The organism is Micromonospora sp. WMMD754 (assembly GCF_049315235.1).
Taxonomy (GTDB): domain Bacteria; phylum Actinomycetota; class Actinomycetes; order Mycobacteriales; family Micromonosporaceae; genus Micromonospora; species Micromonospora sediminicola.
The window spans coordinates 3,334,547-3,359,097 of sequence record NZ_CP186058.1 but is presented as its reverse complement, the minus strand read 5'-3'; the positions used below and the strand labels follow the sequence as shown (position 1 = coordinate 3,359,097).

The 24,551-nt window shown below is 74.3% G+C and carries 24 protein-coding genes; 7 read left to right on the top strand and 17 right to left on the bottom strand.

The annotated features are described in order from the left end of the window. Window position 1: 1 nt before the first annotated feature. The 6 genes from ACN27B_RS16395 to ligA form a co-directional block, all read right to left on the bottom strand. A complete protein-coding gene (locus tag ACN27B_RS16395) occupies window positions 2-2,359 on the bottom strand; it encodes a transketolase-like TK C-terminal-containing protein (RefSeq protein ID WP_422740935.1) in 2,358 nt (785 codons plus the stop codon). 111 nt (window positions 2,360-2,470) lie between these two features. Further along, complete coding sequence (gatB, locus tag ACN27B_RS16390; protein WP_091580649.1) at window positions 2,471-3,967, bottom strand: Asp-tRNA(Asn)/Glu-tRNA(Gln) amidotransferase subunit GatB; 1,497 nt, start codon at window positions 3,965-3,967, stop codon at window positions 2,471-2,473. 11 nt (window positions 3,968-3,978) lie between these two features. Beyond that, entirely contained in the window at window positions 3,979-5,454 is a 1,476-nt protein-coding gene (gene gatA, locus ACN27B_RS16385) for an Asp-tRNA(Asn)/Glu-tRNA(Gln) amidotransferase subunit GatA (protein WP_422740933.1), read from the bottom strand. Next, window positions 5,451-5,756, bottom strand: a complete 306-nt coding sequence (gatC, locus tag ACN27B_RS16380; protein ID WP_091580658.1) for an Asp-tRNA(Asn)/Glu-tRNA(Gln) amidotransferase subunit GatC — start codon at window positions 5,754-5,756, stop codon at window positions 5,451-5,453. The genes gatA and gatC overlap by 4 nt, the downstream gene beginning before the upstream one ends. Before the next feature lie 104 nt (window positions 5,757-5,860). Beyond that, entirely contained in the window at window positions 5,861-8,476 is a 2,616-nt protein-coding gene (locus tag ACN27B_RS16375) for an EAL domain-containing protein (RefSeq protein WP_422740932.1), read from the bottom strand. A gap of 149 nt (window positions 8,477-8,625) precedes the next feature. Beyond that, window positions 8,626-10,779, bottom strand: a complete 2,154-nt coding sequence (gene ligA / locus ACN27B_RS16370; protein WP_422740931.1) for an NAD-dependent DNA ligase LigA — start codon at window positions 10,777-10,779, stop codon at window positions 8,626-8,628. Between the two features lie 191 nt (window positions 10,780-10,970). Here ligA and ACN27B_RS16365 point away from each other — a divergent pair, with 191 nt between their 5' ends. Beyond that, a complete protein-coding gene (locus tag ACN27B_RS16365; RefSeq protein ID WP_099162211.1) occupies window positions 10,971-11,504 on the top strand; it encodes a type II toxin-antitoxin system PemK/MazF family toxin in 534 nt (177 codons plus the stop codon). Window positions 11,505-11,523: 19 nt separating this feature from the next. Here ACN27B_RS16365 and ACN27B_RS16360 read toward each other — a convergent pair whose 3' ends face one another. From ACN27B_RS16360 to ACN27B_RS16350, 3 genes are read right to left on the bottom strand one after another with little or no spacing between them, the layout of a single operon-like run. Next, window positions 11,524-12,537, bottom strand: coding sequence for an ADP-ribosylglycohydrolase family protein (locus tag ACN27B_RS16360; RefSeq protein WP_099162212.1), 1,014 nt, complete (start codon window positions 12,535-12,537; stop codon window positions 11,524-11,526). Window positions 12,538-12,563: 26 nt separating this feature from the next. Then, window positions 12,564-12,932: a VOC family protein gene (locus ACN27B_RS16355; protein ID WP_172967842.1), complete on the bottom strand. Its 369-nt coding sequence runs from the start codon at window positions 12,930-12,932 to the stop codon at window positions 12,564-12,566. Between the two features lie 36 nt (window positions 12,933-12,968). Next, a complete protein-coding gene (locus ACN27B_RS16350) occupies window positions 12,969-13,973 on the bottom strand; it encodes a methionine synthase (RefSeq protein ID WP_099162213.1) in 1,005 nt (334 codons plus the stop codon). Window positions 13,974-14,219: 246 nt separating this feature from the next. Here ACN27B_RS16350 and ACN27B_RS16345 point away from each other — a divergent pair, with 246 nt between their 5' ends. Beyond that, complete coding sequence (locus ACN27B_RS16345; protein ID WP_422740930.1) at window positions 14,220-14,723, top strand: hypothetical protein; 504 nt, start codon at window positions 14,220-14,222, stop codon at window positions 14,721-14,723. Here the strand turns inward: ACN27B_RS16345 and mnmA are convergent. The 4 genes from mnmA to ACN27B_RS16325 form a co-directional block, all read right to left on the bottom strand. Next, complete coding sequence (mnmA, locus tag ACN27B_RS16340; protein WP_216642363.1) at window positions 14,666-15,739, bottom strand: tRNA 2-thiouridine(34) synthase MnmA; 1,074 nt, start codon at window positions 15,737-15,739, stop codon at window positions 14,666-14,668. The genes ACN27B_RS16345 and mnmA overlap by 58 nt on opposite strands. Before the next feature lie 37 nt (window positions 15,740-15,776). Beyond that, complete coding sequence (locus ACN27B_RS16335) at window positions 15,777-16,952, bottom strand: cysteine desulfurase family protein (protein WP_091580688.1); 1,176 nt, start codon at window positions 16,950-16,952, stop codon at window positions 15,777-15,779. A gap of 86 nt (window positions 16,953-17,038) precedes the next feature. Then, window positions 17,039-17,710, bottom strand: coding sequence for a class F sortase (locus ACN27B_RS16330; protein ID WP_099162215.1), 672 nt, complete (start codon window positions 17,708-17,710; stop codon window positions 17,039-17,041). After that, on the bottom strand, window positions 17,707-18,537 hold the full coding sequence (locus ACN27B_RS16325) for a DUF4397 domain-containing protein (protein ID WP_091580697.1): 831 nt from the start codon (window positions 18,535-18,537) through the stop codon (window positions 17,707-17,709). Before ACN27B_RS16325 ends, ACN27B_RS16330 begins: the two co-directional genes overlap by 4 nt. A 240-nt stretch (window positions 18,538-18,777) precedes the next feature. Between ACN27B_RS16325 and ACN27B_RS16320 the strand changes: the two genes are divergently transcribed. Then, complete coding sequence (locus tag ACN27B_RS16320) at window positions 18,778-19,383, top strand: RNA polymerase sigma factor (protein WP_091580702.1); 606 nt, start codon at window positions 18,778-18,780, stop codon at window positions 19,381-19,383. Further along, window positions 19,337-20,107 carry an anti-sigma factor gene (locus ACN27B_RS16315; RefSeq protein ID WP_422745808.1) on the top strand — a complete coding sequence of 257 codons (771 nt, stop codon included), beginning with the start codon at window positions 19,337-19,339 and terminating at the stop codon, window positions 20,105-20,107. Before ACN27B_RS16320 ends, ACN27B_RS16315 begins: the two co-directional genes overlap by 47 nt. A 100-nt stretch (window positions 20,108-20,207) precedes the next feature. On the opposite strand, the gene ACN27B_RS16310 is transcribed toward ACN27B_RS16315, so the two are convergent. The 4 genes from ACN27B_RS16310 to ACN27B_RS16295 all read right to left on the bottom strand — a co-directional run bounded on the left by ACN27B_RS16310 (window position 20,208) and on the right by ACN27B_RS16295 (window position 23,353). Further along, window positions 20,208-21,167 carry an electron transfer flavoprotein subunit alpha/FixB family protein gene (locus ACN27B_RS16310; RefSeq protein ID WP_091580710.1) on the bottom strand — a complete coding sequence of 320 codons (960 nt, stop codon included), beginning with the start codon at window positions 21,165-21,167 and terminating at the stop codon, window positions 20,208-20,210. Between the two features lie 11 nt (window positions 21,168-21,178). Beyond that, window positions 21,179-21,958 carry an electron transfer flavoprotein subunit beta/FixA family protein gene (locus tag ACN27B_RS16305; RefSeq protein ID WP_091580717.1) on the bottom strand — a complete coding sequence of 260 codons (780 nt, stop codon included), beginning with the start codon at window positions 21,956-21,958 and terminating at the stop codon, window positions 21,179-21,181. A 190-nt stretch (window positions 21,959-22,148) separates the two neighbouring features. Then, the gene (locus ACN27B_RS16300) at window positions 22,149-22,553 is read right to left on the bottom strand and encodes a hypothetical protein (protein WP_099164737.1); all 405 of its coding nucleotides are present in this window, start codon (window positions 22,551-22,553) and stop codon (window positions 22,149-22,151) included. A gap of 2 nt (window positions 22,554-22,555) precedes the next feature. Beyond that, window positions 22,556-23,353, bottom strand: a complete 798-nt coding sequence (locus ACN27B_RS16295) for a GNAT family N-acetyltransferase (RefSeq protein ID WP_099162218.1) — start codon at window positions 23,351-23,353, stop codon at window positions 22,556-22,558. Window positions 23,354-23,394: 41 nt separating this feature from the next. Here ACN27B_RS16295 and ACN27B_RS16290 point away from each other — a divergent pair, with 41 nt between their 5' ends. From ACN27B_RS16290 to ACN27B_RS16280, 3 genes are read left to right on the top strand one after another with little or no spacing between them, the layout of a single operon-like run. After that, on the top strand, window positions 23,395-23,781 hold the full coding sequence (locus ACN27B_RS16290) for a YidH family protein (protein ID WP_355526611.1): 387 nt from the start codon (window positions 23,395-23,397) through the stop codon (window positions 23,779-23,781). Continuing rightward, window positions 23,778-24,092, top strand: a complete 315-nt coding sequence (locus tag ACN27B_RS16285; RefSeq protein ID WP_099162220.1) for a DUF202 domain-containing protein — start codon at window positions 23,778-23,780, stop codon at window positions 24,090-24,092. Before ACN27B_RS16290 ends, ACN27B_RS16285 begins: the two co-directional genes overlap by 4 nt. A gap of 26 nt (window positions 24,093-24,118) precedes the next feature. Then, the gene (locus ACN27B_RS16280) at window positions 24,119-24,517 is read left to right on the top strand and encodes a PLD nuclease N-terminal domain-containing protein (protein ID WP_099162221.1); all 399 of its coding nucleotides are present in this window, start codon (window positions 24,119-24,121) and stop codon (window positions 24,515-24,517) included. Window positions 24,518-24,551: the final 34 nt, after the last annotated feature.

Genomic DNA, 24,551 nt, shown 5'->3' with positions numbered 1-24,551 from the left:
GTCAGCGCAGCGCGAGCGCGGCGAGCGCGGCGTTGACGATGCTGCCCGGCAGCAGGTCGTGCAGCTCGTACAGGTCACGGACGCTGCCGGACTGGCCGAACTCGTCCACCCCGAGCGGCACCGCCGGGGCCCCGACCGCCGAGCCGAGCCAGGCCATCGCGTGCGAGGCGGCGTCGTGCACGGTGACCACCGGCACCCGGTCCACGAACGCCGACCGTAGCGCGCCGGGCACGCTCGGCACGGTGGCGGTCCGCACGCCCTGGCGCAGCGTCCGCTGCCACGCCCGGTAGAGCCGGTCCAGGCTGGTCACGTCCACCACGTGCGCCGCGACGCCCTCCTCCGCCAGCTCCGCGGCGGCGGCCAGGACCTCCGGCAACACCGCGCCGGAGGCCGCGAGCTGCACGACCGGGGCGTCCGCCAGATCGGGGTACGCCTGGTGCGCGTCGACGAGCCGGTACGCGCCGGCCACCACCTGCCGGCGCAGCACCGCCTCGCCGAGCCGGGCCCGGGCCGCCTCGAACGGGGCCTGGTCGACCGGCCGGGTGCTGAGCCGGAAGTAGTACGCCCCGTCCTCGGCCGGCGCGGCGGTCGCGGCCGGCGCGGATCCGCCGGCGATCTGCCCGAGCGCGTCGCAGAGCAGCCAGTCGAGGCTGCCCGCGTACGCGGGCTCCAGGAACGTCACGCCGGGCAGCTCCAGCCCGACCGAGGCGGTGATGGTGGACTGGTGCGCGCCGCCCTCGGGGGCCAGCGTGATGCCGGACGGGGTGCCGGCCACCACGAACCGGGAACCCGAGTAGGTGCCGTAGAGGAACGCGTCGAGTCCGCGCAGCACGAACGGGTCGTAGACCGTGCCCACCGGCAGCAGCGGCTGGCCGGACAGGTCCCACGACAGGCCGAGCTGGCCCAGCAGCAGGAACAGGTTCATCTCCGAGATGCCCAGCTCGATGTGCTGCCCGGCCGGGCTCTCCGTCCAGCGCAGCATCCGGTCCTCGGTCCAGGAACGCTGCTCGGTGGGGGCGAAGACGCCGGTCTTGTTGATGAACCCGGCCAGGTTGGTCGAGGTGGCCACGTCCGGCGCGGTGGTCACCAGGTAGGGCGCCACCTGCGGATCGCGGGCCAGGTCGACCAGCACCCGGCCGAAGACCTCCTGGGTGGAGACGGGCTTGTTCGCGCGTACCCGGGTGGTCTCCGGGACGGTGACGCCCAGCGCCCGCTCGCGCGGCGGGCGGGACAGCGCCTCCCGGCGCTCGCCGGCCCGGATACCGGCCGGGGACGCCGGGTCGAGGCGGTCCCACTCGGTCTCCCGGGTCAGGCCCTGCGCGGCGCGCAACGCGTCCACCTGCTCGGTGCTCAGCAGCGCCGAGTGGTTGCGCGGGTTGCCGGCGATCGGCAGGCCCCAGCCCTTGACCGTGTACGCGAACACCACGCTGGGCCGGTCGGTGACCGCGTCGCACTGGGCGTACGCGTCGAGCATCGCCTGCGCGTCGTGCCCGCCCAGGTCGGTGACGAGCGGGCCCAGCTCGTCGTCGCCGATCTCGGCGACGAACGCGGCCACCTCGGCCGGCGCGCCGTCCAGGAACTGCTTGCGCAGGGCCGGCCCGGCCAGCCCGAACAGCGACTGGTACTGCTCGTTCGGCATCCGGTCGATCCAGTCGCGCAGCGCCGCCCCGCCCGGCCGGGCGTACGCCTCGGCCAGCTTGCGGCCGTACTTGACCTCCACGACGTGCCAGCCGGCGGCCTCGAACTGGCCCCGCCACTGGTTGATCCGGATGCCGGGGACGACCCGGTCCAGCGACTGGCGGTTGAAGTCGACGAGCCACATCACGTTGCCCAGGCCGGTGGTGGCCGGGTCGGCGACCGCCTCCCAGATGTTGCCCTCGTCCAGCTCGGCGTCGCCGATGATGGCGACGAACCGGGAGTGCGGCCGCGCGCCGAAGTGCGCGTCGACGTAGCGGCGGGTGACGGCGGCGAACAGCGGCGCGGCGGCGCCCAGGCCGACGGAACCGGTGGAGAAGTCCACAGCGTCCGGGTCCTTGGTCCGCGACGGGTACGACTGGAGGCCGCCGCGCGCCCGCAGCTTCGGCAGGTAGGACCGGTCGAGGTTGCCGAGCAGGTACTGGATGGCGTGGAACACCGGCGAGGCGTGCGGCTTCACCGCGACCCGGTCCTCGGCGTCCAGGTGCTCGAACCAGAGCGCGGTCATCGCGGTGACCAGCGAGGCGCTGGACGCCTGGTGGCCGCCGACCTTCACCCCGTCGCCGGTGTCCCGGTCGTGGTTGGCGGCATCGACGATGCGGGTGGCGAGCCAGAGCACCCGGCGCTGGATCTCGTCGAGGACGTCGAGGTCGTGCTGGTTCACGGTGACTCCATCCGGGCGTCGCCGTTGACGCCCACTGTGGTGTGGGGGTGAGGCGTTAGGAAGGGCCCCTTCTTATGCACCAGGCGTTAAGAAGGGGCCCTTCCTTGCACGTCAGGCGGCGCCGAGACGCTCCAGGATCAGCTCGCGGACGGTCTTCGCGTCCGCCTGGCCGCGGGTGGTCTTCATGACCGCGCCGACCAGCGCGCCGGCCGCCGCGACCTTGCCGCTGCGGATCTTGTCGGCGACGTCGGGGTTGGCCGCGATCGCCTCGTCCACGGCGGCGGTGAGCGCGCCGGTGTCCGAGACGACCTCCAGGTTGCGGTTGGTCATGATCTCGGTCGGCGAACCCTCGCCGGCCACCACGCCCTCCAGCACCGTACGGGCCAGCTTGTCGTTGAGCTTGCCCGCGTCCACCAGGCCCTGCAGCTCGGCGACCTGCGCCGGGGTGGCCCCGACGTCGGCCAGCTCCACGCCGGTCTCGTTGGCCCGGCGGGACAGCTCACCCAGCCACCACTTGCGGGCGGCGGCCGGGGTGGCGCCGGCGGCCACGGTCGCCTCGATCAGCTCGACCGCGCCCGCGTTCACCACCGACTGCATGTCCAGGTCCGACAGGCCCCAGTCCTGCTGGATCCGCTTGCGGCGCAGCCGCGGCAGCTCCGGCAGGGCGGCCTTCAGCTCGGCCACCCAGGCGGTGTCCGGCGCGAGCGGCACCAGGTCCGGCTCCGGGAAGTACCGGTAGTCGGTGGCGGTCTCCTTGGACCGGCCCGGGGTGGTGTCGCCGGTGTCCTCGTGGAAGTGCCGGGTCTCCTGGGTGATCCGGCCCCCCGCGTCCAGCACGGACGCCTGGCGCAGCATCTCCGAGCGCACCGCCCGCTCGACCGAGCGCAGCGAGTTGACGTTCTTGGTCTCGGTGCGGGTGCCCCACTCCTCGCCCGGCAGGTTCAGCGAGGTGTTGACGTCGCAGCGCAGCGAGCCCTCCTCCATCCGGACGTCGGAGACGCCCAGGGAGCGGATCACGTCGCGCAGCTCGGCGACGTACGCGCGGGCGACCTCCGGCGCGAGCGCGCCGGTGCCCGGGATCGGCTTGGTGACGATCTCGACCAGCGGGATGCCGGCCCGGTTGTAGTCGACGAGCGATTCGGTGGCGCCGTGGATCCGGCCGGTGGCGCCGCCGACGTGCAGCGTCTTGCCGGTGTCCTCCTCCAGGTGCACCCGCTCGATGCCGATGCGCACCAGCTCGCCGTTGACCTCGACGTCCAGGTAGCCGTCGAAGCAGAGCGGCTCGTCGTACTGGCTGATCTGGAAGTTCTTCGGCATGTCCGGGTAGAAGTAGTTCTTCCGGGCGAACCGGCACCACTCGGCGATCGAGCAGTTGAGCGCCAGACCGATCCGGATCGTCGCCTCGATGGCGGCCTTGTTGGCCACCGGCAGCGAACCGGGCAGGCCCAGGCAGACCGGGCAGACCCGGGTGTTCGGCTCGCCGCCGAAGTCGGTCGGGCAGCCGCACCACATCTTGGTGTTCGTGCCCAGCTCGACGTGGGTCTCCAGGCCGATCACCGGTTCCCAGCGCGCCACGACCTCGTCGTACGCGGGCAGTGTCGTCGTCATCTGCTCCTGCCTCACAGTGCCGGTGGGGTGAACGTGCCGACCGTCGACTCCAGCGCGGCGGCGACCCGGTACATCCGGTCGTCGGCCATGGTCGGCGCCATGATCTGCAGACCGACCGGGAGCCCGTCGGACAGACCGCACGGGACCGAGATCGCCGGGCCGCCGTACAGGTTCGTCGGAATGGTGAACAGGTCGGCCAGGTACATCTGGTAGGGGTCGGAGGTGCGCGCCCCGATCGGGAACGCCACGAACGGCGTGGTCGGCGAGACCAGCGCGTCCACCTGCTCGAACGCGGCGGTGAAGTCGCGGGTGATCAGGGTGCGGACCTTCTGCGCCTGGCCGTAGTAGGCGTCGTAGTAGCCCGAGGAGAGGGCGTACGTGCCGATCATGATGCGGCGCTTGACCTCCGGGCCGAAGCCGGCCTCCCGGGTCAGCGACATGACCTCCTCCAGGGACCGGTTGCCGTCGTCGCCGACCCGCAGGCCGAACCGGACGCCGTCGAACCGGGCCAGGTTGGAGGAGCACTCGCTCGGCGCGATCAGGTAGTAGGCCGGCAGCGCGTACCTGAAGTGCGGGCAGGAGATCTCCACGATCTCCGCGCCCAGCTTGGCCAGGGCCTCCACCGACTCACGGAACGCGGCCATCACGCCCGGCTCGGCGCCCTCGCCGGTGAACTCGGTGACCACACCGAGCCGCACGCCGGTCAGGTCACCGCTCGCGCCCAACCGGGCCGCGCCCACCACGTCCGGCACCGGGGCCGGGATCGAGGTGGAGTCGCGCGGGTCGTGACCGCCGATCACCTGGTGCAGCAGCGCGGCGTCGAGCACGTTGCGCGCGCACGGGCCGGGCGTGTCCAGCGACGAGGAGAACGCGACCAGGCCGTACCGGGAGGTGCCGCCGTAGGTGGGCTTGGCGCCGACGGTGCCGGTGACCGCGCCGGGCTGGCGGATCGAGCCGCCGGTGTCCGAGCCGATCGACAGCGGCGCCTCGTACGCGGCCAGCGCCGCGGCGCTGCCGCCGCCGGAGCCGCCGGGGATCCGCTCCAGGTCCCACGGGTTGCGGGTCGGGCCGTACGCGGAGTATTCGGTGGAGGAGCCCATGGCGAACTCGTCCATGTTGGTCTTGCCGAGCATCACCGTGCCGGCGGCGCGCAGCCGCTCGACGATCGTCGAGTCGTACGGCGGACGCCAGCCCTCCAGGATCTTCGACCCGACCGTGGTGGGCACGCCCTTGGTGGTGAGCACGTCCTTCACCGCGACCGGCACGCCGGCCAGCGGGCCCAGCTCCTCGCCGGCGGCGCGACGCTCGTCCACGGCCCGCGCGGCGGCCAGCGCCCCCTCGGTGTCGACGTGCAGGAAGGCGTGCACCCGGTCGTCGACGGCGCCGATCCGGTCCAGGTGGGCCCGGGTGACCTCGACCGCGGAGGTCTCGCCGGTCGCCACCAGACCGGCGAGGTCGGCGGCGCTGAGCTTGGTCAGGTCGGTCACGATGCCACATCCTCGTCCAGGATCCGCGGGACGCGGAACCGCTGCTCCTCGGCGTCGGGCGCGCCCGACAGCACCTCCTGCGGGGTCAGGCTCGGGGTCACCACGTCCTCGCGGAGCACGTTGGTCAGCGGCACCGAGTGGGACGTCGGCGGGATGTCCGCCGCGGCGACCTCGCCGACCTGCGCGACCGACTGGAGGATCACGTCCAGCTGACCGGCGAAGGTGTCCAACTCCTCCTCGGTGACGGCGAGCCGCGACAGTCGCGCGAGGTGCGCGACCTCCTCGCGGGAGATGGCGGCCATCGGGTGCCCCCTTCGTGGCTGTCCTGAGACGTCTGCGTGTGCCGGCCGCGCGCGACGGCTGAGCGATGACGCGCGGTGACCGGAGCGAGTCTATTGTCCCGCGGTCACGACGACGCCTTCGACTCCCCCTCCGGGCCGCCCCGGCCGCCCGCCTCGGCGACCGCCGGACGCACCGGGCGGTAACGCGACAGCCAGGCGGCCAGTTCCTCCGCCGGCATCGGCCGGGCGTGGAACCAGCCCTGCGCCACGTCGCAACCGGCGGCGTGCAGCAGCCGCCAGGTGCGCTCGTCCTCCACGCCCTCGGCCACCACCCGCAGCCCGAGCGCGCCGGCCAGCTCGATCATCGAGCGGACGATCGCGGCGTCGTCCGGGTCGTCGGCCATCCCCAGCACGAACGACCGGTCCACCTTCACCTCGGACAGCGGCAGCCGGCGCAGATGCTGCAACGAGGAGTAGCCGGTGCCGAAGTCGTCCAGGGCGATGCCGACCCCGATCCGGTGCAACTGGGTGATGCTGGCCAGCACCCGCCGGGGGTCGGCCATCAACGCGCCCTCGGTGATCTCCACCTGGAGTCGCTCCGGCGGCACGCCGTAGCGGGCCAGCCGGTCGGCGATCTGGTCGGCGATCTCGCCGGTGTGCAGGTCCCGGACGCTGACGTTGAGCGCGGCGCGCAGCGTGAGCCCGGCCGCGGACCACTTGGCGAGCTGCTCCACCACGTCGTCCACCACCCGGCGGGTGAGCAGCCGCATGACCGCGCTCTGCTCGGCGACCTGGATCAGCTCACCCGGGTCGACCATCCCGCGGCGTGGGTGCCGCCACCGCAGCAGCGCCTCGACGCCGACCACCTCGCCGGTCGCGATGGCGATCTGCGGCTGGTAGTACATGGTGATCTCACCCGGGTCGTCCGCCTCCCGCGCCGCCGGTCGGTGGGAGGCGACGGGACCGCCGTCGGGCTCGCCCGGCGCGGCGCCGGACGTCACGACGGCCTCGGCAGCCTCGGTGGCGTGGGCGGCCCGGGCGACGGGTGCCGTCTCCGTGGCCGTCAGCGCGTGGGCGGGCGGCGGAACCTCGGCCGCGGCACCGGCCGGCACGGCGTCACCGCCGGACCAGGCCGCCGGGCCGACGGGCGCGCCGGCGCGGGCGCCACGGCGGCGGATCGGGTCGGCGCCGGTGAGGATCTGCTCGATCAGGTCGTCGCCGGGCCGCACCTCGACGCGTTCCCGGCGGCGCCGCAGCCGCCACCGGGCCGGACCGCCGTCCGGCCGGACCCCACCGCGGCCGTCGTCCCGGCCCGGCCGCGCGTCGGAGGCCGGCCGCCCGTCGTCCGCCGGCCCGTCGTGCGCCGGCGCGGCGGGCAGGTCCGGCGCCAGCGCCGCACCGTCACCCCCGCGTACGCCGACCGGCTCCCCGGCCGGCGGCGACTCCAGCACCCGACGCAGGTCGGCCAGGAGACTCAACCGTTCCGCCGAGTTGTGGTCGGACTCCGGCGCGTAGACCGCGACGGTGTCGTTGCGGTGCTTGGCGTCGTACATCGCGACGTCGGCGTGCCGCATCAGGGTGGCGAAGTCCTCGCCGTGGTCGGGGAAGAGCGCGACGCCGATGGAGCCGCCCACGTCCAACGGCAGCCCGTCCAGCGGCACCGGCTCGGCGAGCGCGGCGACCACCCGGTCGGCCCGCTCGCGGGCCTCGTCGAGGCCGGCCAGCCGGGGTACGACGATGGCGAACTCGTCCCCGCCGAGGCGCGCCACCAGGTCCCGTTCGCCGACCACGTCGATCAGGCGGGCGCTCACCTCGACCAGCAGTCGGTCGCCGACCGCGTGCCCGAGCGCGTCGTTGACGTGCTTGAACCGGTCGAGGTCGAGCAGCAGCAGGGCCAGGTGGGCGGCCGGCTCGCCACGGGCGGCCCGTTCGGCGTGCAGGTGCACCTGCTCGGCCACCTCGGTGAGCAGCGCCTTGCGGTTGGGCAGCCCGGTGAGCGGGTCCACGTCGGCGAGCTGTTCCCGCTCGGCGGAGAGCCGGGCCATCCGGTAGACCGCGAACAGCGGGACCAGCACCAGCGGGATCAGCGCCGCGCTGGCCCGGGCGGCGGCCACCAGCACCGGCGCGAGCAGCAGCAGCGAGCCGGTGGAGAGCAGCTCGTAGGCCAGCCCGTGCCGGACGCTGGGCCACCACCGGTCGCCGAAGCGCAGCCGGATGGCGGTGGTGACCAGGCCGTAGTTGACCACGAACCAGGCCACCGTGGCGCCACCCACCGCCGCCACGTCGGTCCAGTGCAGCCGGCCGCCGCCGAACAGCTCACCCGGGCCGAGCCGGGTGACGGCGTACGCGGCGGCGAGCGCGCAGGCGTACTGGGCGGCGTTGAAGGCGGTGCGCCAGGGGGCGTAGCCGAGGCGCCAGCCGGAGACGGCCACCGCGACGGCCTGCACCGCGACGGCCGGGCCGAGCCCCCAGCCGAGCAGGATGGCGAAGGTGAAGCAGGTCGACGGGAAGACCGCCGAGGTCTGCCGCCGGCCGGGCGGGACGAACGGTCGGGCGTCGCAGGCGACGGCGAGCGCCGCCATGGTCCAGAATGCGGCCGGCAGCTCGGTCAGCCGGTCGGGGAGCGCGACCAGCGGCCCGACCGAGACGAGCAGGGCGAGCACGCCGACGCCGGCGACGAAGCCGAAGAACGGCCCGGTCCGCCCGGGCGGGACGGAGTTGCGCGGGTCGCCGTTCTCCATCGCACCTCCCGGAAGCGGCATCGGCACGCGCGGTCACGCGCCGTACGCCAATGAAACGCCCTCCGGGTCGATTTCCCCGACACGACAGTCACGAATCGGTCGTAGTCGTAATTAAGTTGGTATACGGCGCAGCCGTCGTCAGGGCCGGGTCAGTCCTCCACCCGGGCCACCGCGTGGGCCGCGTCGGGGCCGGACTCCAGCAGCACCCGGAACCCGTCCTCGTCGAGGATCGGCAGCTTCAGGGTGGCCGCCTTGTCGGCCTTGGACCCGGGGTTGTCGCCGACCACCACGAAACCGGTCTTCTTGGAGACCGACCCGCTCACCTTGCCGCCCCGGCTCTGGATCGCCTCGGCGGCCTGGTCGCGGCTGAACCCGGCCAGCGTGCCGGTGACCACCACGGTGATCCCGTCCAGCGGTCGCGGCCCCTCGTCGCCGCCCTCCTCGGCCATCCGGACGCCCGCCTCGGCCCACTTGCGGACCACGTCGCGGTGCCAGTCGACGGCGAACCACTCCTTCAGGCTGGCGGCGATGGTCGGGCCGACGCCGTCCACCGAGGACAGCTCCTCCTCGCTCGCGGCCTCGATGGCGTCGATCGACCGGAAGTGCCGGGCCAGCGCCTGCGCCGCGGTCGGGCCGACGTGCCGGATGGAGAGCGCCACCAGCACCCGCCACAGGTCGCGTTCCTTGGCCTCGGCCAGGTTGTCGAGCAGCTTGACCGCGTTGCTGCCCAGGCTGCCGTCCTTGTTGACGAAGAACGGCGAGTGGCGCAGCTGGTCGGCGTCGAGGTGGAAGAGATCGCCCTCGTTGGTGATGATCTGCGCGTCCAGCAGCGCCGCCGCACCCTTCTCACCCAGCGCCTCGATGTCGAACACCTTGCGGCTGGCCAGGTAGAAGACCCGTTCCCGGATCTGCCCGGGGCAGCCACGGGCGTTGGGGCAGCGGATGTCGACGTCGCTCTCCTTGGCCGGTGCGAGCGGCGTGCCGCAGGCCGGGCAGGTGGTCGGCATGACGAACGGGCGGGCGTCGGGCGGCCGCAGCTCGACCACCGGGCCGAGCACCTCGGGGATCACGTCGCCGGCCTTGCGCAGCACCACCGTGTCGCCGATGAGCACGCCCTTGCGCTCGACCTCGCGGGCGTTGTGCAGGGTCGCCAGCGCGACCGTGGAGCCGGCCACCCGGACCGGTTCGAGGACGGCGAACGGTGTCACCCGGCCGGTGCGCCCGACGTTGACGTCGATGTCGAGGAGCTTGGTGTTGACCTCCTCCGGCGGATATTTGAAGGCGATCGCCCAGCGGGGGGCGCGGCTGGTCGAGCCGAGGCGGCCCTGGATGGAGACCGGGTCGACCTTGACCACGACGCCGTCGATCTCGTGCTCGACGTCGTGCCGGTGCTTGCCGTAGTAGGCGATGTAGTCCGCCACCCCGGCCAGGTCGTCCACCACCTTCCAGCGGTCGCTGGTGGGCAGGCCCCACGCCCTGAGCGCGACGTACGACTCGGACTGCGCGGCCGGCCGGAACCCGGTGCGCGCGCCGATGCCGTGCACCACCAGGCGCAGCGGGCGGGAGGCGGTGACCCGCGGGTCCTTCTGCCGGAGGCTGCCGGCGGCGGCGTTGCGCGGGTTGGCGAACGGGGCCTTGCCCTGCTCGACCAGGCTCGCGTTGAGATCGGCGAACGCGGCCACCGGGAAGTAGATCTCGCCGCGCACCTCGATCAGCTCCGGCACGGCGGGAAAGTCGTCGGACGGGGTCAGCCGGGCCGGCACACCCTTGATGCTGCGCACGTTGGCGGTGACGTCCTCGCCGGTGCGCCCGTCGCCCCGGGTGGCGGCGCGCACCAGCCGGCCCTTCTCGTAGGTCAGGTTGATGGCCAGCCCGTCGACCTTCAGCTCGCACAGGTAGGGCACCGGGCCGCCGGCGTCGCGCTCGACCCGCTCGGCCCAGGCGGCCAGCTCCTCGTCGGCGAAGGCGTTGTCGAGCGAGAGCATCCGTTCGGCGTGGGTGACCGGGGTGAAGTCGGTGGAGAAGGTGCCACCGACCCGCTGGGTGGGCGAGTCGGGGGTGCGCAGCGCCGGGTATTCGGCCTCCAGCGCCTCCAGCTCGCGCAGCTGCCTGTCGAACTCCGCGTCGGTGACGGTCGGCGCGTCCAGCACGTAGTAGCGGTACTGGTGCTCGGTGAGCTCCTGGCTCAGCAGGGCGTGCCGCTCCCGGGCCTCCGGGGTCGGCTCGGCGCCCGCCGCCGCCTCCTGGGCGGCGTCGACCGCCGAGGGAACCGCTTCTTCGGACACGCCGCCGTGTTCGGACACGCTGTCGACCTCCCGTGCTCGTGCTACCCCCGCACCGTAGCGGTCGGGGGTGACAACCGTCCGGCCACCCGCGCTGACCAGGCGACCCGGCGCGGGCCCGGCGCGCGTCGCGCCACCGGGCGGGCCGGCCCCGGCCGTGCGACGATCGCGGCGGCGGCGCTGGGCCGGAACGGACGGAAGGCGGGGTACGGATGCGCGACGGACTGATCTGGGCACTGGTGATCGTGGTCTGCGTGGCCGCCGGCTGGCTGTGGAGCGAGTGGCGCCGCCGGTCCACCGGGACCGGCCCGCGTACCCGGTCGGCCGACCGACGTCGCCCGGGCGCCGGGCGGCCCGAGCGGGGTCCCCGGGGCGGCCGGACCGGCGCGCCGCCGAGGCCGCGCGACGGCGGCGCGCCGGCCGGAGACCGGCCCCGGCCCGGCGAGATCTGGTGGGCCGACGTGCCCTACGCGGACGGGACCGGTTCGAAGGTGCGCCCCTGCCTGGTGCTGCGGGTCGACGGCCGGGACGCCGACGTCCTGAAGATCACCAGCCAGGACAAGTCGGACCGGGACGACCACCTGCCGATCCCGACCCGCAGCTGGGACCCGGGCGCGGACCACGACAGCTTCCTCGACGTCAGCGAGCCGATCCCGGTGCCGCTGGCCGCGTTCGCCGACCGCGCCGGCACCTGCGACCCCGATCTCTGGCGCGGCGTCCGCCGGCTCCCCCACCTGGCCGCCTGAGCCGGGGGACGACGGCCGCTCAGTCGAGCGCGTCGGCGAGCGCGCCGAGCTGGTCGGCGTATTCGATCCGGTCGGCCCACCCGGCCGGCCAGGCCGCCATCCCGTGCGCGGCCCCGACGAAGGCGCCGGCCAGCGCGGCGATGGAGTCCGAGTCGCCGGCGGTGGTGGCGCCCCGGGCCAGCGCGCCGACCGGGTCGTCGGGGTGCCGCAGCGCGCAGAGCAGCGCGGTGGCCAGCGCCTCCTCGGCGATCCACCCCTCGCCGGTGAGCCGGCACGGGTCGCCGCCGTCGTCGGGGCGGGCCAGCGCCGCCTCCAACCGGCCGAGCACCCGCAGGCAGTCGTCCCAGCCCCGGGCCGCGAACTCGGCCGCGCTGCGCTCCCCCGGCCGCTGCCACAGGTCGCCGAGCCAGTCGTCCCGGTAGACCGTGCGCTGCTCGTGGGCCCGGTCGGTGAGCAGGCCGGGCAGCTCGGGCAGCGCCGCGCCGTCGCGCAGCAGCCGGACCGCGTACGCGGTCAGCTCGCTCGCCGCCAGGGCGGTCGGGTGGCCGTGGGTGAGGCCGGCCTGGAGCTGCGCCAGCCCGGCGAGGGTGTCGAGATCGACGTCGAGCAGCCCGAGCGGGGTGACCCGCATGTTCGCCCCGCAGCCCTTCGAGCCGGCCACGGTGGCCTCCTGCCAGCGGGTGCCCCGGGCCAGCTCGGCACAGGCCCGCAGGCACGTCATGCCGGGGGCGCGGTTGTTCTCCGGGCTGGCCGCCCAGTCGAGGAAGCGCTGCCGCAGCAGCGGCTCCACCGCCTCCGCGGTGAGGGCCGGCGCGTCGTGCACCGCCCAGGCGACCGCCAGCGCCATCTGGGTGTCGTCGGTGACCAGCGCCGGATCACCCTCCAGCTCGCGCGGACCGGCCGGGCCGTAGCGCCGGACGATCTCGGTGACGGTGAGGAACTCGGTCGGCTTGCCCAGGGCGTCGCCGTAGGCCAGGCCGAAGAGCGACCCGGCGGCGCGGCGGGGGGTGGAGGCGGTCACGGTGGCGATCATGCCCCGGCCGCGCAAACCCGGGCCGGTCAGTCCCAGCAGAGGCAGAACGGGTGGCCGGCCGGATCGGCGTAGACCCGCCAGCCGTCACCCTCGCCGCGCAGCCGCCGCGCTCCGAGTGCCAGCGCCGCCTTCTCGGCCGCCTCGATGTCGTCCACGGTCACGTCCAGGTGGAACTGCTGCGGACGCTCCGGGTCGGGCCACGCCGGGGCGCGCAGGTCGAGCGCCTTCTGGAAGGCGAGGCGGGGCTGGTGCCCGGGCGGGCCGCCGAGCACCACCCAGTCGTCACCCTCGGAACTCTCCTCGATCACCGGCAGGCCGAGCAGCTCGGCGTAGAAGCCGGCCAACGCACGCGGGTCAGGGCAGTCGATCACCGTGGAACGCAGTCGTCCGATCATGCCGGTCATCCTGCCCCCGGGGTACGACGGGAAACGTCACTCCTCGGCGAGCCGCCGCCCGGCGTCCCGGCAGGCGGCCAGCACCGCGCGGGCGTACGCCGGGCTGGCGCCGGCCAGGCCGCACGCCGGGGTGACCACCACCTGCTCGGCGAGCCGGCGACGGGGGAAGCCGAGCTGGTCCCAGACCCGGCGGACCCGGGCGGCCACCTCGGCGGACGTGGGTGCCCGCCCACCGGCCGGCGGCAGCGTCGGCGCGGCGCCGGCCAGCAGCCCGAGCCCGGCGTCGATCGCCTCGCCGAGCGGGTCCAGGTCGGTGAGCAGCGACAGGTCGAGGGCGACGCCGACCGCCCCGGCGGAGCGGATCAGCTCCAGCGGCACGTCCGGCGCGCAGCAGTGCACCAGCGTGGGCGCCCCGGCCGCCTCGATCACGCCACCCAGCAGCGCCCGGGCCACCTCGCCCTCCACCGGACGGTGGGTGCCGAGCCCGCTCTCGGTGGGCACGCGGCCGGCCAGCACCGCCGGCAGGGACGGCTCGTCGAGCTGGAGCAGCACCGAGGCGCGGGGCAGCCGCCGGGCCACCGCCGCGACGTGCCCCCGCAGCCCCTCGCCCAGCGAGCCGGCGAGGTCGCGTACCGCGCCGGGGTCGCGCAGCAGCCGGCCACCGATCGGCAGCTCCAGCGCGGCGGCCAGGGTGAACGGGCCGGCGGCCTGGACCTTGACCGGACCGGCGTACTCCTCGGCCTGCTCGGCGAGCTGGTCGAGGTCGCGTTCCATCAGGTCCCGGGCCCGGCGCAGGTCGCGGCCGGGGCGCGGGGCGATCCGCCAGCGGGCCGCGTACAGCTCGACCGGAAGCTCGACCAGCAGGCCGGCGGTGCGCCCGAGCAGGTCCGCGCCGGGGCCCCGGGCGGGCAGCTCCGGCAGGTGCGGCAGTGCCGGCAGCTCACCGAGCACGATCCGCTGCGCCTCGGCGATGTCGGTGCCGGGCAGCGACCCGATCCCGGTCGCCGCGCCGGTGGGCCAGGGCCACGCCTGCTCAGTCACCGCCGCAGCCTATCCGCTGCCTCCGGCCGGGCGCGGGGGGACGCGGGCCCGGGGCCGACGCCCCCTCGCCCGCCACGACGGCACGACCTGGCAGCCCGCACCGGTCACGCCGCCCGTGGACGCACCGTCCCCACACATCGACGCGGGCACTGCCCGCCCCCGTTCGCGCGGGACCGGCGGTGGATGGTCGCTCGGAGCACGCTTTCGAGCTGATATCGGGAACGACTCAGCGGGCCCGCGCGGCGGTTGAGTCGTCTGCGCTATCAGCTCGAAAGGCAACCGTCGGGCACGCCGACGGCCTGCCGGAGCGACCTGGGCGACCTGGGCGACCTGGGCGACCTGGGCGACCTGGGCGACCTGGGCGACCTGGGCGACCTGGGCGACCTGGGCGACCTGGGCGACCTGGGCGACCTGGGCGACCTGGGCGACCTGGGCGACCTGGGCGACCTGGGCGACCTGGGCGACCTGGGCGACCTGGGCGACCTGGGCGGAGCAGACCGGCACGGCGGCGGGCGTCAACCTCGACGGCCAGTTCCGGGGGCGCGCTCCCCGCCCCCGGCTGGCCCGGCCCGTCGCGGCCGGGTCCACGCGGCCAGGGTCCGGCGGCCAGGACCCACGCGGCCAGGGTCCGGCGGCCAGGACCCACGCGGCCAGGGACCCGCCGCCGGGGACCCGCCGACCAGGGACCGCGGTCAGGCGGTGATGGTGGCGGAGCCGAGGACCACGTCGCCGGCCGGGTCCGGCCGGTAGGCCACGATGGCCTGACCGGCGGCGACCCCGCGGACCGGGCGACGCAGCGACGCGCGCAGGCCGTCGGCGTCCACCGAGACGGCGGCCGGGACCACGTCGCCGTGCGCCCGCAACTGCACCTCACACTCGATCGGCCCGTCCGGGCGCGGCCCGCCGGTCCAGACCGGCCGCAGGGCACGCACCGAGGAGACCTCCAGCGCCTCGGCCGGGCCGACGGTCACCGTGTTGGTCGTCGGGGTGATGGAGAGCACGTAGCGCGGCCGGCCGTCCGGCGCCGGCCGGTCCAGGTGCAGCCCGCGCCGCTGTCCGACGGTGTACTGGTAGGCGCCGCTGTGGCTGCCCACCACCGCGCCGGTGAGCGCGTCCACGACCTGACCGGGGGCCTCGCCCAGCCGCTCGGCCAGGAAGCCGCGGGTGTCACCGTCGGCGATGAAGCAGATGTCGTGCGAGTCCGGCTTGTCGGCGACGGCGAGGCCGCGCCGGGCCGCCTCCGCGCGGACCTCGGCCTTGGTCGAGTCGCCCAGCGGGAAGATCGACCGGTCGAGCTGCGCGCGGGTCAGCACCGCGAGGACGTACGACTGGTCCTTGGCCGCGTCGACGCTGCGCCGCAGCAGTCCGTCCGGGCCCAGCCGGGCGTGGTGGCCGGTGACCACGGCGTCGAAGCCCAGGGCCACGGCCCGGTCCAGCACCGCGGCGAACTTGATCTTCTCGTTGCAGCGCAGACACGGGTTCGGGGTACGGCCGGCCGCGTACTCGGCGACGAAGTCGTCGACCACGTCGTCGTGGAACCGGTCCGCCATGTCCCACACGTAGAACGGAATGCCCAGCACGTCGGCGGCCCGCCGGGCGTCCCGGGAGTCCTCCAGCGTGCAGCACCCCCGCGCGCCGGTGCGGTAGGTCTGCGGGTTGCGGGCCAGCGCCAGGTGCACCCCGGTCACGTCGTGCCCGGCCTCCACCGCCCGCGCCGCCGCCACGGCGGAGTCCACTCCGCCCGACATCGCCGCCAGAACCCTCACCAGCCCACTCCCCTCGTCCTCACCGAGGGTATCCGGGTCAACGGGGCGTACGGAGGGCGGCCGCGCGGCGGGCCCGCTCCACGGCGGCCGGCAGCGCGGCGATCAGCGCGTCGACGTCGGCGCCGGTGCTGGTGTGCCCCAGCGTGAACCGCAGCGAGGACCGGGCCCGGTCGTCGTCGGCGCCCATGGCCAGCAGCACGTGCGAGGGCTGGGCCACGCCGGCCGAGCAGGCCGACCCGGTCGAGCAGGCGATGCCCTGGGCGTCGAGGAGCAGCAGCAACGCGTCGCCCTCGCATCCGGGGAAGGAGAAGTGCGCGTTGCCGGGGAGCCGGTCGGCCGGGTCGCCGTTGAAGACCACCTCGGGGACCGCCCGGCGGACCCGCTCGACCAGCTCGTCGCGAAGCGCGGCGATCCGGGCCGCGTACTCCTGCTGGTTCTTGACCGCGGCCTCGACGGCGACCGCGAACGCGACGATGCCGGCCGTGTCCAGGGTGCCGGAGCGCACGTCGCGCTCCTGGCCGCCGCCGTGCAGCAGCGGGGTGGCGGCGACGTCGCGGGCCAGCAGCAGCGCGCCGACGCCGGCCGGACCGCCCAGCTTGTGCCCGGTCACGGTGAGCGCGGACACGCCGCTCGCGGCGAAGTCGACCGGGACCTGCCCGACCGCCTGGATCGCGTCGGTGTGGAACGGCACGCCGCGAGCGGCGGCGACCGCGGCCAGCTCGGCCACCGGCTGGACGGTGCCCACCTCGTTGTTCGCCCACATCGCCGTGACCACCGCCACGCGGTCGCCGTGCTCGGCCAGCTCGGCCCCGAGCCGCTCCGGGTCGAGCCGCCCGGCCGCGTCCACCGGCAGCCAACCGACCTGCGCGCCCTCGTGCGCGACCAGCCAGTCGACCGCGTCGAGCACGGCGTGGTGCTCGACCGCGCTGGAGACCACCCGGACCCGCTCGGCCCGGTCGGCCCGCCGGGCCCAGAAGATGCCCTTCACGGCGAGGTTGTCGCTCTCCGTGCCGCCGCCGGTGAAGATCACCTCGGAGGGGCGGGCGCCGAGCGCGGCGGCCACCCGCTCCCGGGACTCCTCCACCCGCCGTCGGGCGCGGCGGCCCGCCGCGTGCAGCGACGACGCGTTGCCCACCTCGCGGGCGGTGGCGACGTACGCCTCGAGTGCCTCGTCGAGCATCGGGGTCGTCGCCGCGTGATCCAGGTATGCCATCACCGTTCAGCCTAACGGCCGGTGGGCGCGCCACCGGGGGCCGGACCACCCGTCCCGCACGGCGGTGGGACGGGTGGTCCGGTCCGTCATGCGGGAACCGCGGTGACGACGATGTTGTCCCGGTAGTGGCGGGTCTTCGGGTCGAACGGACCGCCGCAGGTGATCAACGTCAGGCGCGGCTTGCCGTCCCGGGCGAAGTACCGGTCCAGCGGGATCTTCGTCTTCGTGTACTCCTCCCGGGCCACCACCCGGTAGCGGCGCTCCTCGCCGTCCGAGCCGGTGGCGGTGAGCGTGTCTCCCCGGTCCAGCTCACGCAGCCGGAAGAACGCTCCCTTGCCCTGCTCGGCGCTGTCCACGTGCCCGGCGATGACCACCGAACCGGCACCGGCCTCCAGGCCCGGGCCGTAGCGGTACCAGCCGACCTGGTCCACGCTCGGCGGCACCTCGAACTCGTTCGTGCGGTCGTTGATGCCGACCGGGTTCACCGTGGCGGTGACCTTGATCGGCGGGATGCTCAGCCGGACCGGGGGCACTGTCGCGCCGTCCGCCGGGAGGGTGCCCGCGTTCACCGGCACCGACGCGTCCCCGGCCGTCGTGGGCGTCGCCGACGGGGCGGGCGTGGAGCTGGCCAGGGTCGCCGCCTCGTCGGCCCCGACGTCCTCGGCGGGCTGCGAACCGCAGGCCACCAGGGCCGCGACGGAGAGCGCGGCGGCGCCGGCGGCCATCGCCGCCAGCGCCCCGCGGTTGCGCACCGTCACCGGCGACCGGCCCGGGCGGTGGCCACCCGCGCCCCGCCGCCGACCAGCAGCAGCACGCCGGCGCCGGCCAGCACGTACCACCAGGTGTCCACGCCGGTGCCGGCCTGACCGCCGGTGCCGCTGGGCACGCCGCCCGGCGCCGAGTGCAGACCGCTGATGGTCTGCGCGACCAGGTCCAGGTTCTTGGCGTCGGCGGAGCCGATCGCGTAGACGATGGTGGCGGTGCCCTCCTTGAGGTTCAGGTCGGCCGGGCCGATGGCGACGGTGTCGGTGCCGGCGAGCACCACGTCCGCCTTCACGGAGCCGGCGGCCACGTCGGCCTTAGCCTCCTTGGGGTTGGTCAGGCCCTCGAAGACCGGCTTGCCACCGGCCCGCACGTCGACGGCCGGCGCGGCGGCGGTGTGCCGGACGATCAGCCGGGCCTTGCCGGCGCCCACCTTGGACACGTCGTTGACGAACGGGGTGATCTGCGGCTTGCCGTCGGCGCTCAGGTGGGCGGCGAGGCTGATGTTCGCCCCGCCCGGCACCTCGGCGTCGTCGACCTTGAGGATCGCCTTGTCGATCGCCTCACCGGGCTTGGTCAGGGCGATGTCGTACTCCCCCTCGGGCAGGGTCAGCGGGCCGGCCACGTCGCCGGGCTTGAAGTTGTCCAGCGTCTTCTTGCCGTTGACGTACACGTCGACCGGGGTGTCCGGGATGCCGTGCACCACGGAGACCTTCGACGAGGCGGCGTAGGCCGGGCTCATGGTGGCGGCGCCGACACCGGCGAAGGTGAGGGCGGCCACCGCGCCGCCCGCGGCGACCCGACGGAACATGGCGAGCTGCATTGTCTGCCTCCTGGTAGTTGGTGCTGATTCGTCAGGCCTGGCTTGCAGAACGGGTTACGCCGGCTCCCGCACCCCCGGATGCGCCCCGGATCCGATTTCTTTTCTTCCTCCCGGACGCATCCGTCGACCCCCTCGGCGACGAAGAGAAGGTGACCAGCGTCGTGACGGACAGACCGGGAGCGTGGGGCGGTGACTGTGGGAGTTACAGTCGGGCATGCCCCACGGAAGGCGAGCCGCCCGGTGACGGCGGCGAGGCAGGGCCCCGAACCGCCCGGCGAGGACGACCTCGCGACGCGGTTCCGCGACGGCGACGAGGCCGCCCTGCGAGAGGCGTACGACCGGTACGGCCGAGCGGTGCTGCACCTGGCCACCACGACGCTGGTCAACCGGAGCGACGCCGAGGACGTGACGCAGGCGACCTTCGTGGCCGCCTGGCTCGGCCGGGAGACGTTCGACCCGGCGAAGGGATCACTCATCGGCTGGCTGCTCGGCATCGGGCGGCGCAAGGTGATCGACCGGATCCGGGCCTCGGCCCGGGAGACCCGGGTGGTCGAGACCGTCAGGCAACTGCCCGAGCCGGTCTCCACCGGCCCCGACCCCGACACGGTGGTCGACCGGCTGGTGGTCGCCGACGAGCTGGCCCGGCTCCCCGACGAGCAGCGTCGGATGCTGGAGCTGGCGTTCTACGACGACCTGACACACCAGCAGATCGCGACCGTGACCGGAGTGCCGCTCGGCACGGTCAAGAGCCATATCCGGCGCGGCATGCAGAGCCTGAAGCGCAGATGGGAGGTGGACGGTGCAGCACCTGGACCACGACCGGCTGGTCTTTCTGGCGCTCGGTGAGAGCGAGGCGGCCGACGGTGAAGCCACCCATCTCGACACCTGCGGGCACTGCCGGGGGGAGCTGGAGACGCTCCAGCACGTCGCCGGGCTGGGCGCCGGCACCCAGGGCCTGACCGACCTGCCCGACCCGCCGGAGCACGTCTGGCAGGGCATCGTCGCGGAGATCCGGGCCGCCGACGAGCTGCCCACGTTGGCCGACCGGCGTCCGCCGCGCGCCGGCGAGCAGGTCGCGGTGCAGGAGCGTCCGGTCACCACGGCGCGTCGGCGTCGGGGGCGGGGCTGGCCGGGCTGGGCGACCACCGCGGTCACCGCCACCGCCGCCGCGGTGATCGGTGTGGCGGGCACGGTCGCGGTGCTCGGCACCGGCGGCGACGAACCCACGCCGCAGCCGACGGTGCTGGCCAGCGCGCCGCTGGCCGCGTTCGGGGCGACCCCGAAGGACGCCTCCGGCGACGCCCGGGTGCTCGGCGACAACCAGTTGCACCTGCACGTGGCGAATCTCCCGAACGTTCCGGGGTACTACGAGGTCTGGCTGATCGATCCCCGGACGATGGAGATGTTCTCGGTGGGTACGCTGAGCAACGGATCGGGGGACGCGCTGCTGCCCATCCCTCCGAACGTCGACCTGCGCACCTACTCGGTGGTCGACATCAGCGCCGAGCAGTACGACAACAACACCCGCCACTCCGGCGACAGCCTGGTGAGGGGCACCCTGACGGGCTGATCGGCGGGCCGGCTCAGCTCCCCGGCCCGCCGATCAGCTCCCGAAAGAAGAAGGCCGCCGCCCGGTGCACCGGGCGGCGGCCTTCGTTCGTGACCAGGGGTCACTTACGCTTGCGGATCTCCTCGGCGGCCTGCGGCACGATCTTGAACAGGTCACCGACCACGCCGTAGTCGGCCAGCTCGAAGATCGGCGCCTCGGCGTCCTTGTTCACCGCGACGATGGTCTTCGAGGTCTGCATGCCGGCCCGGTGCTGGATCGCGCCGGAGATGCCGAGCGCGACGTAGAGCTGCGGGGAGACGGTCTTGCCGGTCTGGCCGACCTGGAACTGGTGCGGGTAGAAGCCGGAGTCGACCGCCGCGCGGGACGCGCCGACCGCGCCGCCGAGCAGGTCGGCCAGCTCCTCGACCAGCTTGAAGTTGTCGGCGTTGCCGACGCCGCGACCGCCGGAGACGACCACCGACGCCTCGGTCAGCTCCGGGCGGGAGCCCTTCTGCTCGGCGACCCGCTCGACGACCTTGGCCAGCTTGTCCGCGTCGGTGACCGACACGGTGAGCTGCTCGACGGCCGGGGTGGCCGCGGCCGGGGTCGGGTTGAGCGAGTTGGGCCGGACGGTGACCAGCGGCAGGCCCTTGGTGACCTTGGACTTGACGATGGTGGAGCCGGCGAACGCGACCTGGGTCGCGGTGCCGTCGGCGTCCAGCGCGACCACGTCGGTCAGGATGCCGTTGTCCAGCTTGACCGCGAGGCGGGCGGCGATCTCCTTGCCCTCCTGCGACGAGGCGAGCAGGACGGCGGCCGGCTGCACGCGCTTGACCAGCTCGGCGACCACGGTGGCCTTCGGCGCCACCAGGAAGCCGTCGATCTCCTCGCCCTCGGCCGCGTAGATCTTCTCCGCGCCGTACTCGCCCAGCTTGGCGCTCAGCGCCTCGGCGGCGCCGGCGCCGCCGAGCACGACCGCGCTCGGCGTGCCCAGCTCGCGGGCGAGGGTGAGCATCTCCAGGGTGACCTTCTTGACGCCGAATTCCTTGGTGGCTTCGACGACGACGAGAACCTCAGACATGTCCAGACCTCTCACACGAACTTCTCGGTGGCGAGGAACTCGACCAGCTTGACGCCGCCCTCGCCCTCGTCGGTGATCTTCTCGCCGCCGGAGCGCGGCGGGCGCTTCGAGTGCTCGACCACGGCGCTGGTGGCGCCGTCGAAGCCCACCTCGGCCGGGGCCACGCCCAGGTCGCCCAGGGAGAGCGTCTGCACCGGCTTCTTCTTGGCGGCCATGATGCCCTTGAAGGACGGGTAGCGCGGCTCGTTGATGGTGTCCCAGACCGACACGACGGCCGGGGTCGAGGCGGTGACCACCTCGTAGCCCTCCTCGGTCTGCCGCTCGGCGGTCAGGGTCGAGCCGTCGACGGTGAGCTTGCGCGCACCGGTGAGGGCGGCGACGCCCAGCCGCTCGGCGATCATGTGCGGCATGACCTGGACCCGACCGTCGGTCGACTCGGCGCCGCAGATGACCAGGTCGGCGTTGAGCTGCCCGAGGGCGGCCGCGAGCACCTTCGAGGTGGCCACGGCGCAGGAGCCGTGCAGCGCGTCGTCGACGACGTGGACGGCCTTGTCCGGCCCCATGGAGAGCGCCTTGCGGATCGACTCGGTCGCCCGGTCCGGACCCATGGTCAGGATGGTGACCTCGCCGCCGTGCGCCTCCTTGATCTTCAACGCCTCCTCGATGGCGTACTCGTCCATCTCGTTGATGACGTTGTTCGCCGAACCGCGGTCGACGGTGTTGTCGTCTGAACGCAGGTTGCGGTCCGCGCCCGAATCGGGCACCTGCTTGACGAGTACGACGATGTTCATCGCGCTTCGACGACCCTCCTGTTTGGTGTAGCGATCACTCGCCCGGTCACGGGCGCAGCCTCCCGCGTGACTTAACGGTCGGTCAACCGCAGGGTGCTGTGCACTTGCCCACGGGCCAATGTTACCCGCAAGTAGCATCGCCACCCCGGGGGCCCGGAGTGACGCAGCTCACCGCGCGCGAATCGGTCCCTCAGACCGGCTCGGCCAGCGCCCGCCTGATCTTGTCGATGGCCGCGGCCTCGGCCGGCTCGACCCCCCGGTGCGCCTCGGCCACCCGGTCCGCCGCGGCCAGCACCACCGACCGGTACGCCTCGACGTCCCCCGGCGACTTGGCCCGCAGGATCTCCACCGCCCGGCCCAGCGCGGGCAGCACCACGGACTCGATCTCCAACGCGGAGTCCCGGGGCAGCTGCGGCAGCGGCCCGGTGGTCAACGCCTCCTTGACCACGCCGTCAACGTCGGCCAACGCGCCGGAGGCGGCGATGCTCTCCCGCACCATGGCCAGCACCCCGGGCACGGCGTTGGAGACCAGGAAGACGGCGCCGAACGCGCCGGTCTTCAGGGTGAGCTGCTCGTCCGCCGTCAACCGGTCCATGATCACGGAGTGTAGACGTAGGGCGTGGTGGTGGTGACCGCAACGAGCCCGAGCCGCTCCAGGATGGGTCGGCTGTCCGGGGAGCAGTCCACCTGCACCAGCGTCTTGCCGCGCTGCTGCGCCAGCCGCGCCCGGTACGCGACGAGCGCCCGGTAGATGCCCTTCTTCCGCCACTGCGGCAACGTCGAGCCGCCCCAGAGGCTGGCGAACCCGGTGCCCGCCTGGTAGCGGATCCAGCCGGCGCTGACCACCGTCTCGCCCGCCTCGGCCACCACGATCGTGATCGACTGCGGGTCGGCCTCGATCTCCCGGGCCAGCGCGTGGACCAGGTGGCTGCGGTCGTCGTGCCAGACCTCCTCCTCCATGGCGGCGATCCGCTCCAGGTCGGCCCGGCCGGTGACCTCGCGCAGGCGTACCCCCTCGGGGAGCACCGGGACGGCGGCGGCGAGCGGCGCCACCGGGCCGACCACGACGGTCTCCAGGTCCTCCGGGACGAAGCCGGCGGCGCGCAACCGGTCGGCGAGGTCGGCCGGCTCGTCGTGGCCGGCGAGCTTCCACTCGACCGCCTCGCCCCGGGCGCGGAAGAACTCGACCTGGCGCGCGATCAGCGCGTCCAGCTCGGCGCCGACCAGGCCGTCCAGCGTCCGGTAGGTGATGAAGCCGCGCTGGTCCAGGCCGAGGACACGGAACAGCGGCCCGTCCCGGTCCACGGTCACCCCGGCCGGCATCGGGTCGGGCAGCTCCGGGCGGATCTGGCTGTCGTAGGCGTCGCGCAGACCGCGCGCGTCAAGATCGGTCATCCCCTCAGGCTAGGCGTGGGGCAAAGCGGATAATCGGCGGCGTGTGGGAGTCGATCAGGCGCTGGTTCGACCCGCGTGAGCTGCGCTCGGTCGGCAGCCCGCCGGACTACCGTTTCTCGCTGGCCAACGAGCGGACGTTCCTGGCCTGGCTGCGGACCGGGCTGGCGCTGGTCGCCGGCGGGCTGGCCGCCGCCCAGTTCCTCCCGCCGCTGCCGCTGGTCCACCTGCGGGAGATCCTCGCCGTCGCGTTGCTGCTGCTCGGCGCGACCGTGTCGATCCGGGCGGTGGACCACTGGGCCCGCACCGAACGGGCCATGCGACTGGGCGAGGAGCTGCCGGCCTCCCGCTTCCCGGCCGTGCTCGCCCTGATCGTCGCGCTCGGCGCGCTGGCCCTGGTGGTCGCGGTGCTGCTGCGGGGAGCCTCATGACCGCCCGCGCCGGGACCCGGGATCCCGGGCTTCAGCCGGAACGCACCCGGCTGGCCTGGCGGCGGACGCTGCTCACGCTGACCGCCGTGCTGCTGCTCCAGCTCCGTCCGGCGTTCACCGGTCGGGTCGTCGACGCGGCGCTGGCCGGCGCGGCGGTCGTGGTCTGGCTGACCGTGCTGCTGGCGGACTGGCGTCGGGCCACCGGCGCCGGGCCGCGCCGGCTCGCCCGCTGGTCGGTGCCGCTGACCGCGCTCGGCGCGGCCGGGCTGGCGCTGCTCGGCGTCGCCCACGTGCTCGGTGGGGTGCACTGACCCACCCGGGTGCGCCATCATGGGGCATGGCCCGCCTCTACGTGCTGCTCTTCCTGGCCCAGATCGTGCTCGCCGTCTGCGCGCTGATCAGCTGCCTCTCCGCCGAGGACGGGCAGGTCAAGGCGCTGCCCCGGACGGTGTGGGTGCTGGTGATCCTCTTCTTCCCGCTGGTCGGGTCGATCGCCTGGTTCGTCGCCGGCCGCGAGCGCCCGGCCGGGTCGGCCGGCGTCCTCGGTTCCGGGAGTCCGGCCGCCCCGGCCCGCCGCCCGCTCGCGCCGGACGACGACCCCGACTTCCTCGCCTCGCTCGACAAGCGCTCCCGCGACGAGGACCAGGAACGCCTCCGCACTTGGGAGGAGGACCTGCGCCGCCGCGAGCAGGAGCTGCGCGACCGGCCGGACGACCGGGACCGCCCGGAGGTCTGAGGCGGGCGGGCCGCCCGCCGGTCACCCGGCGAGC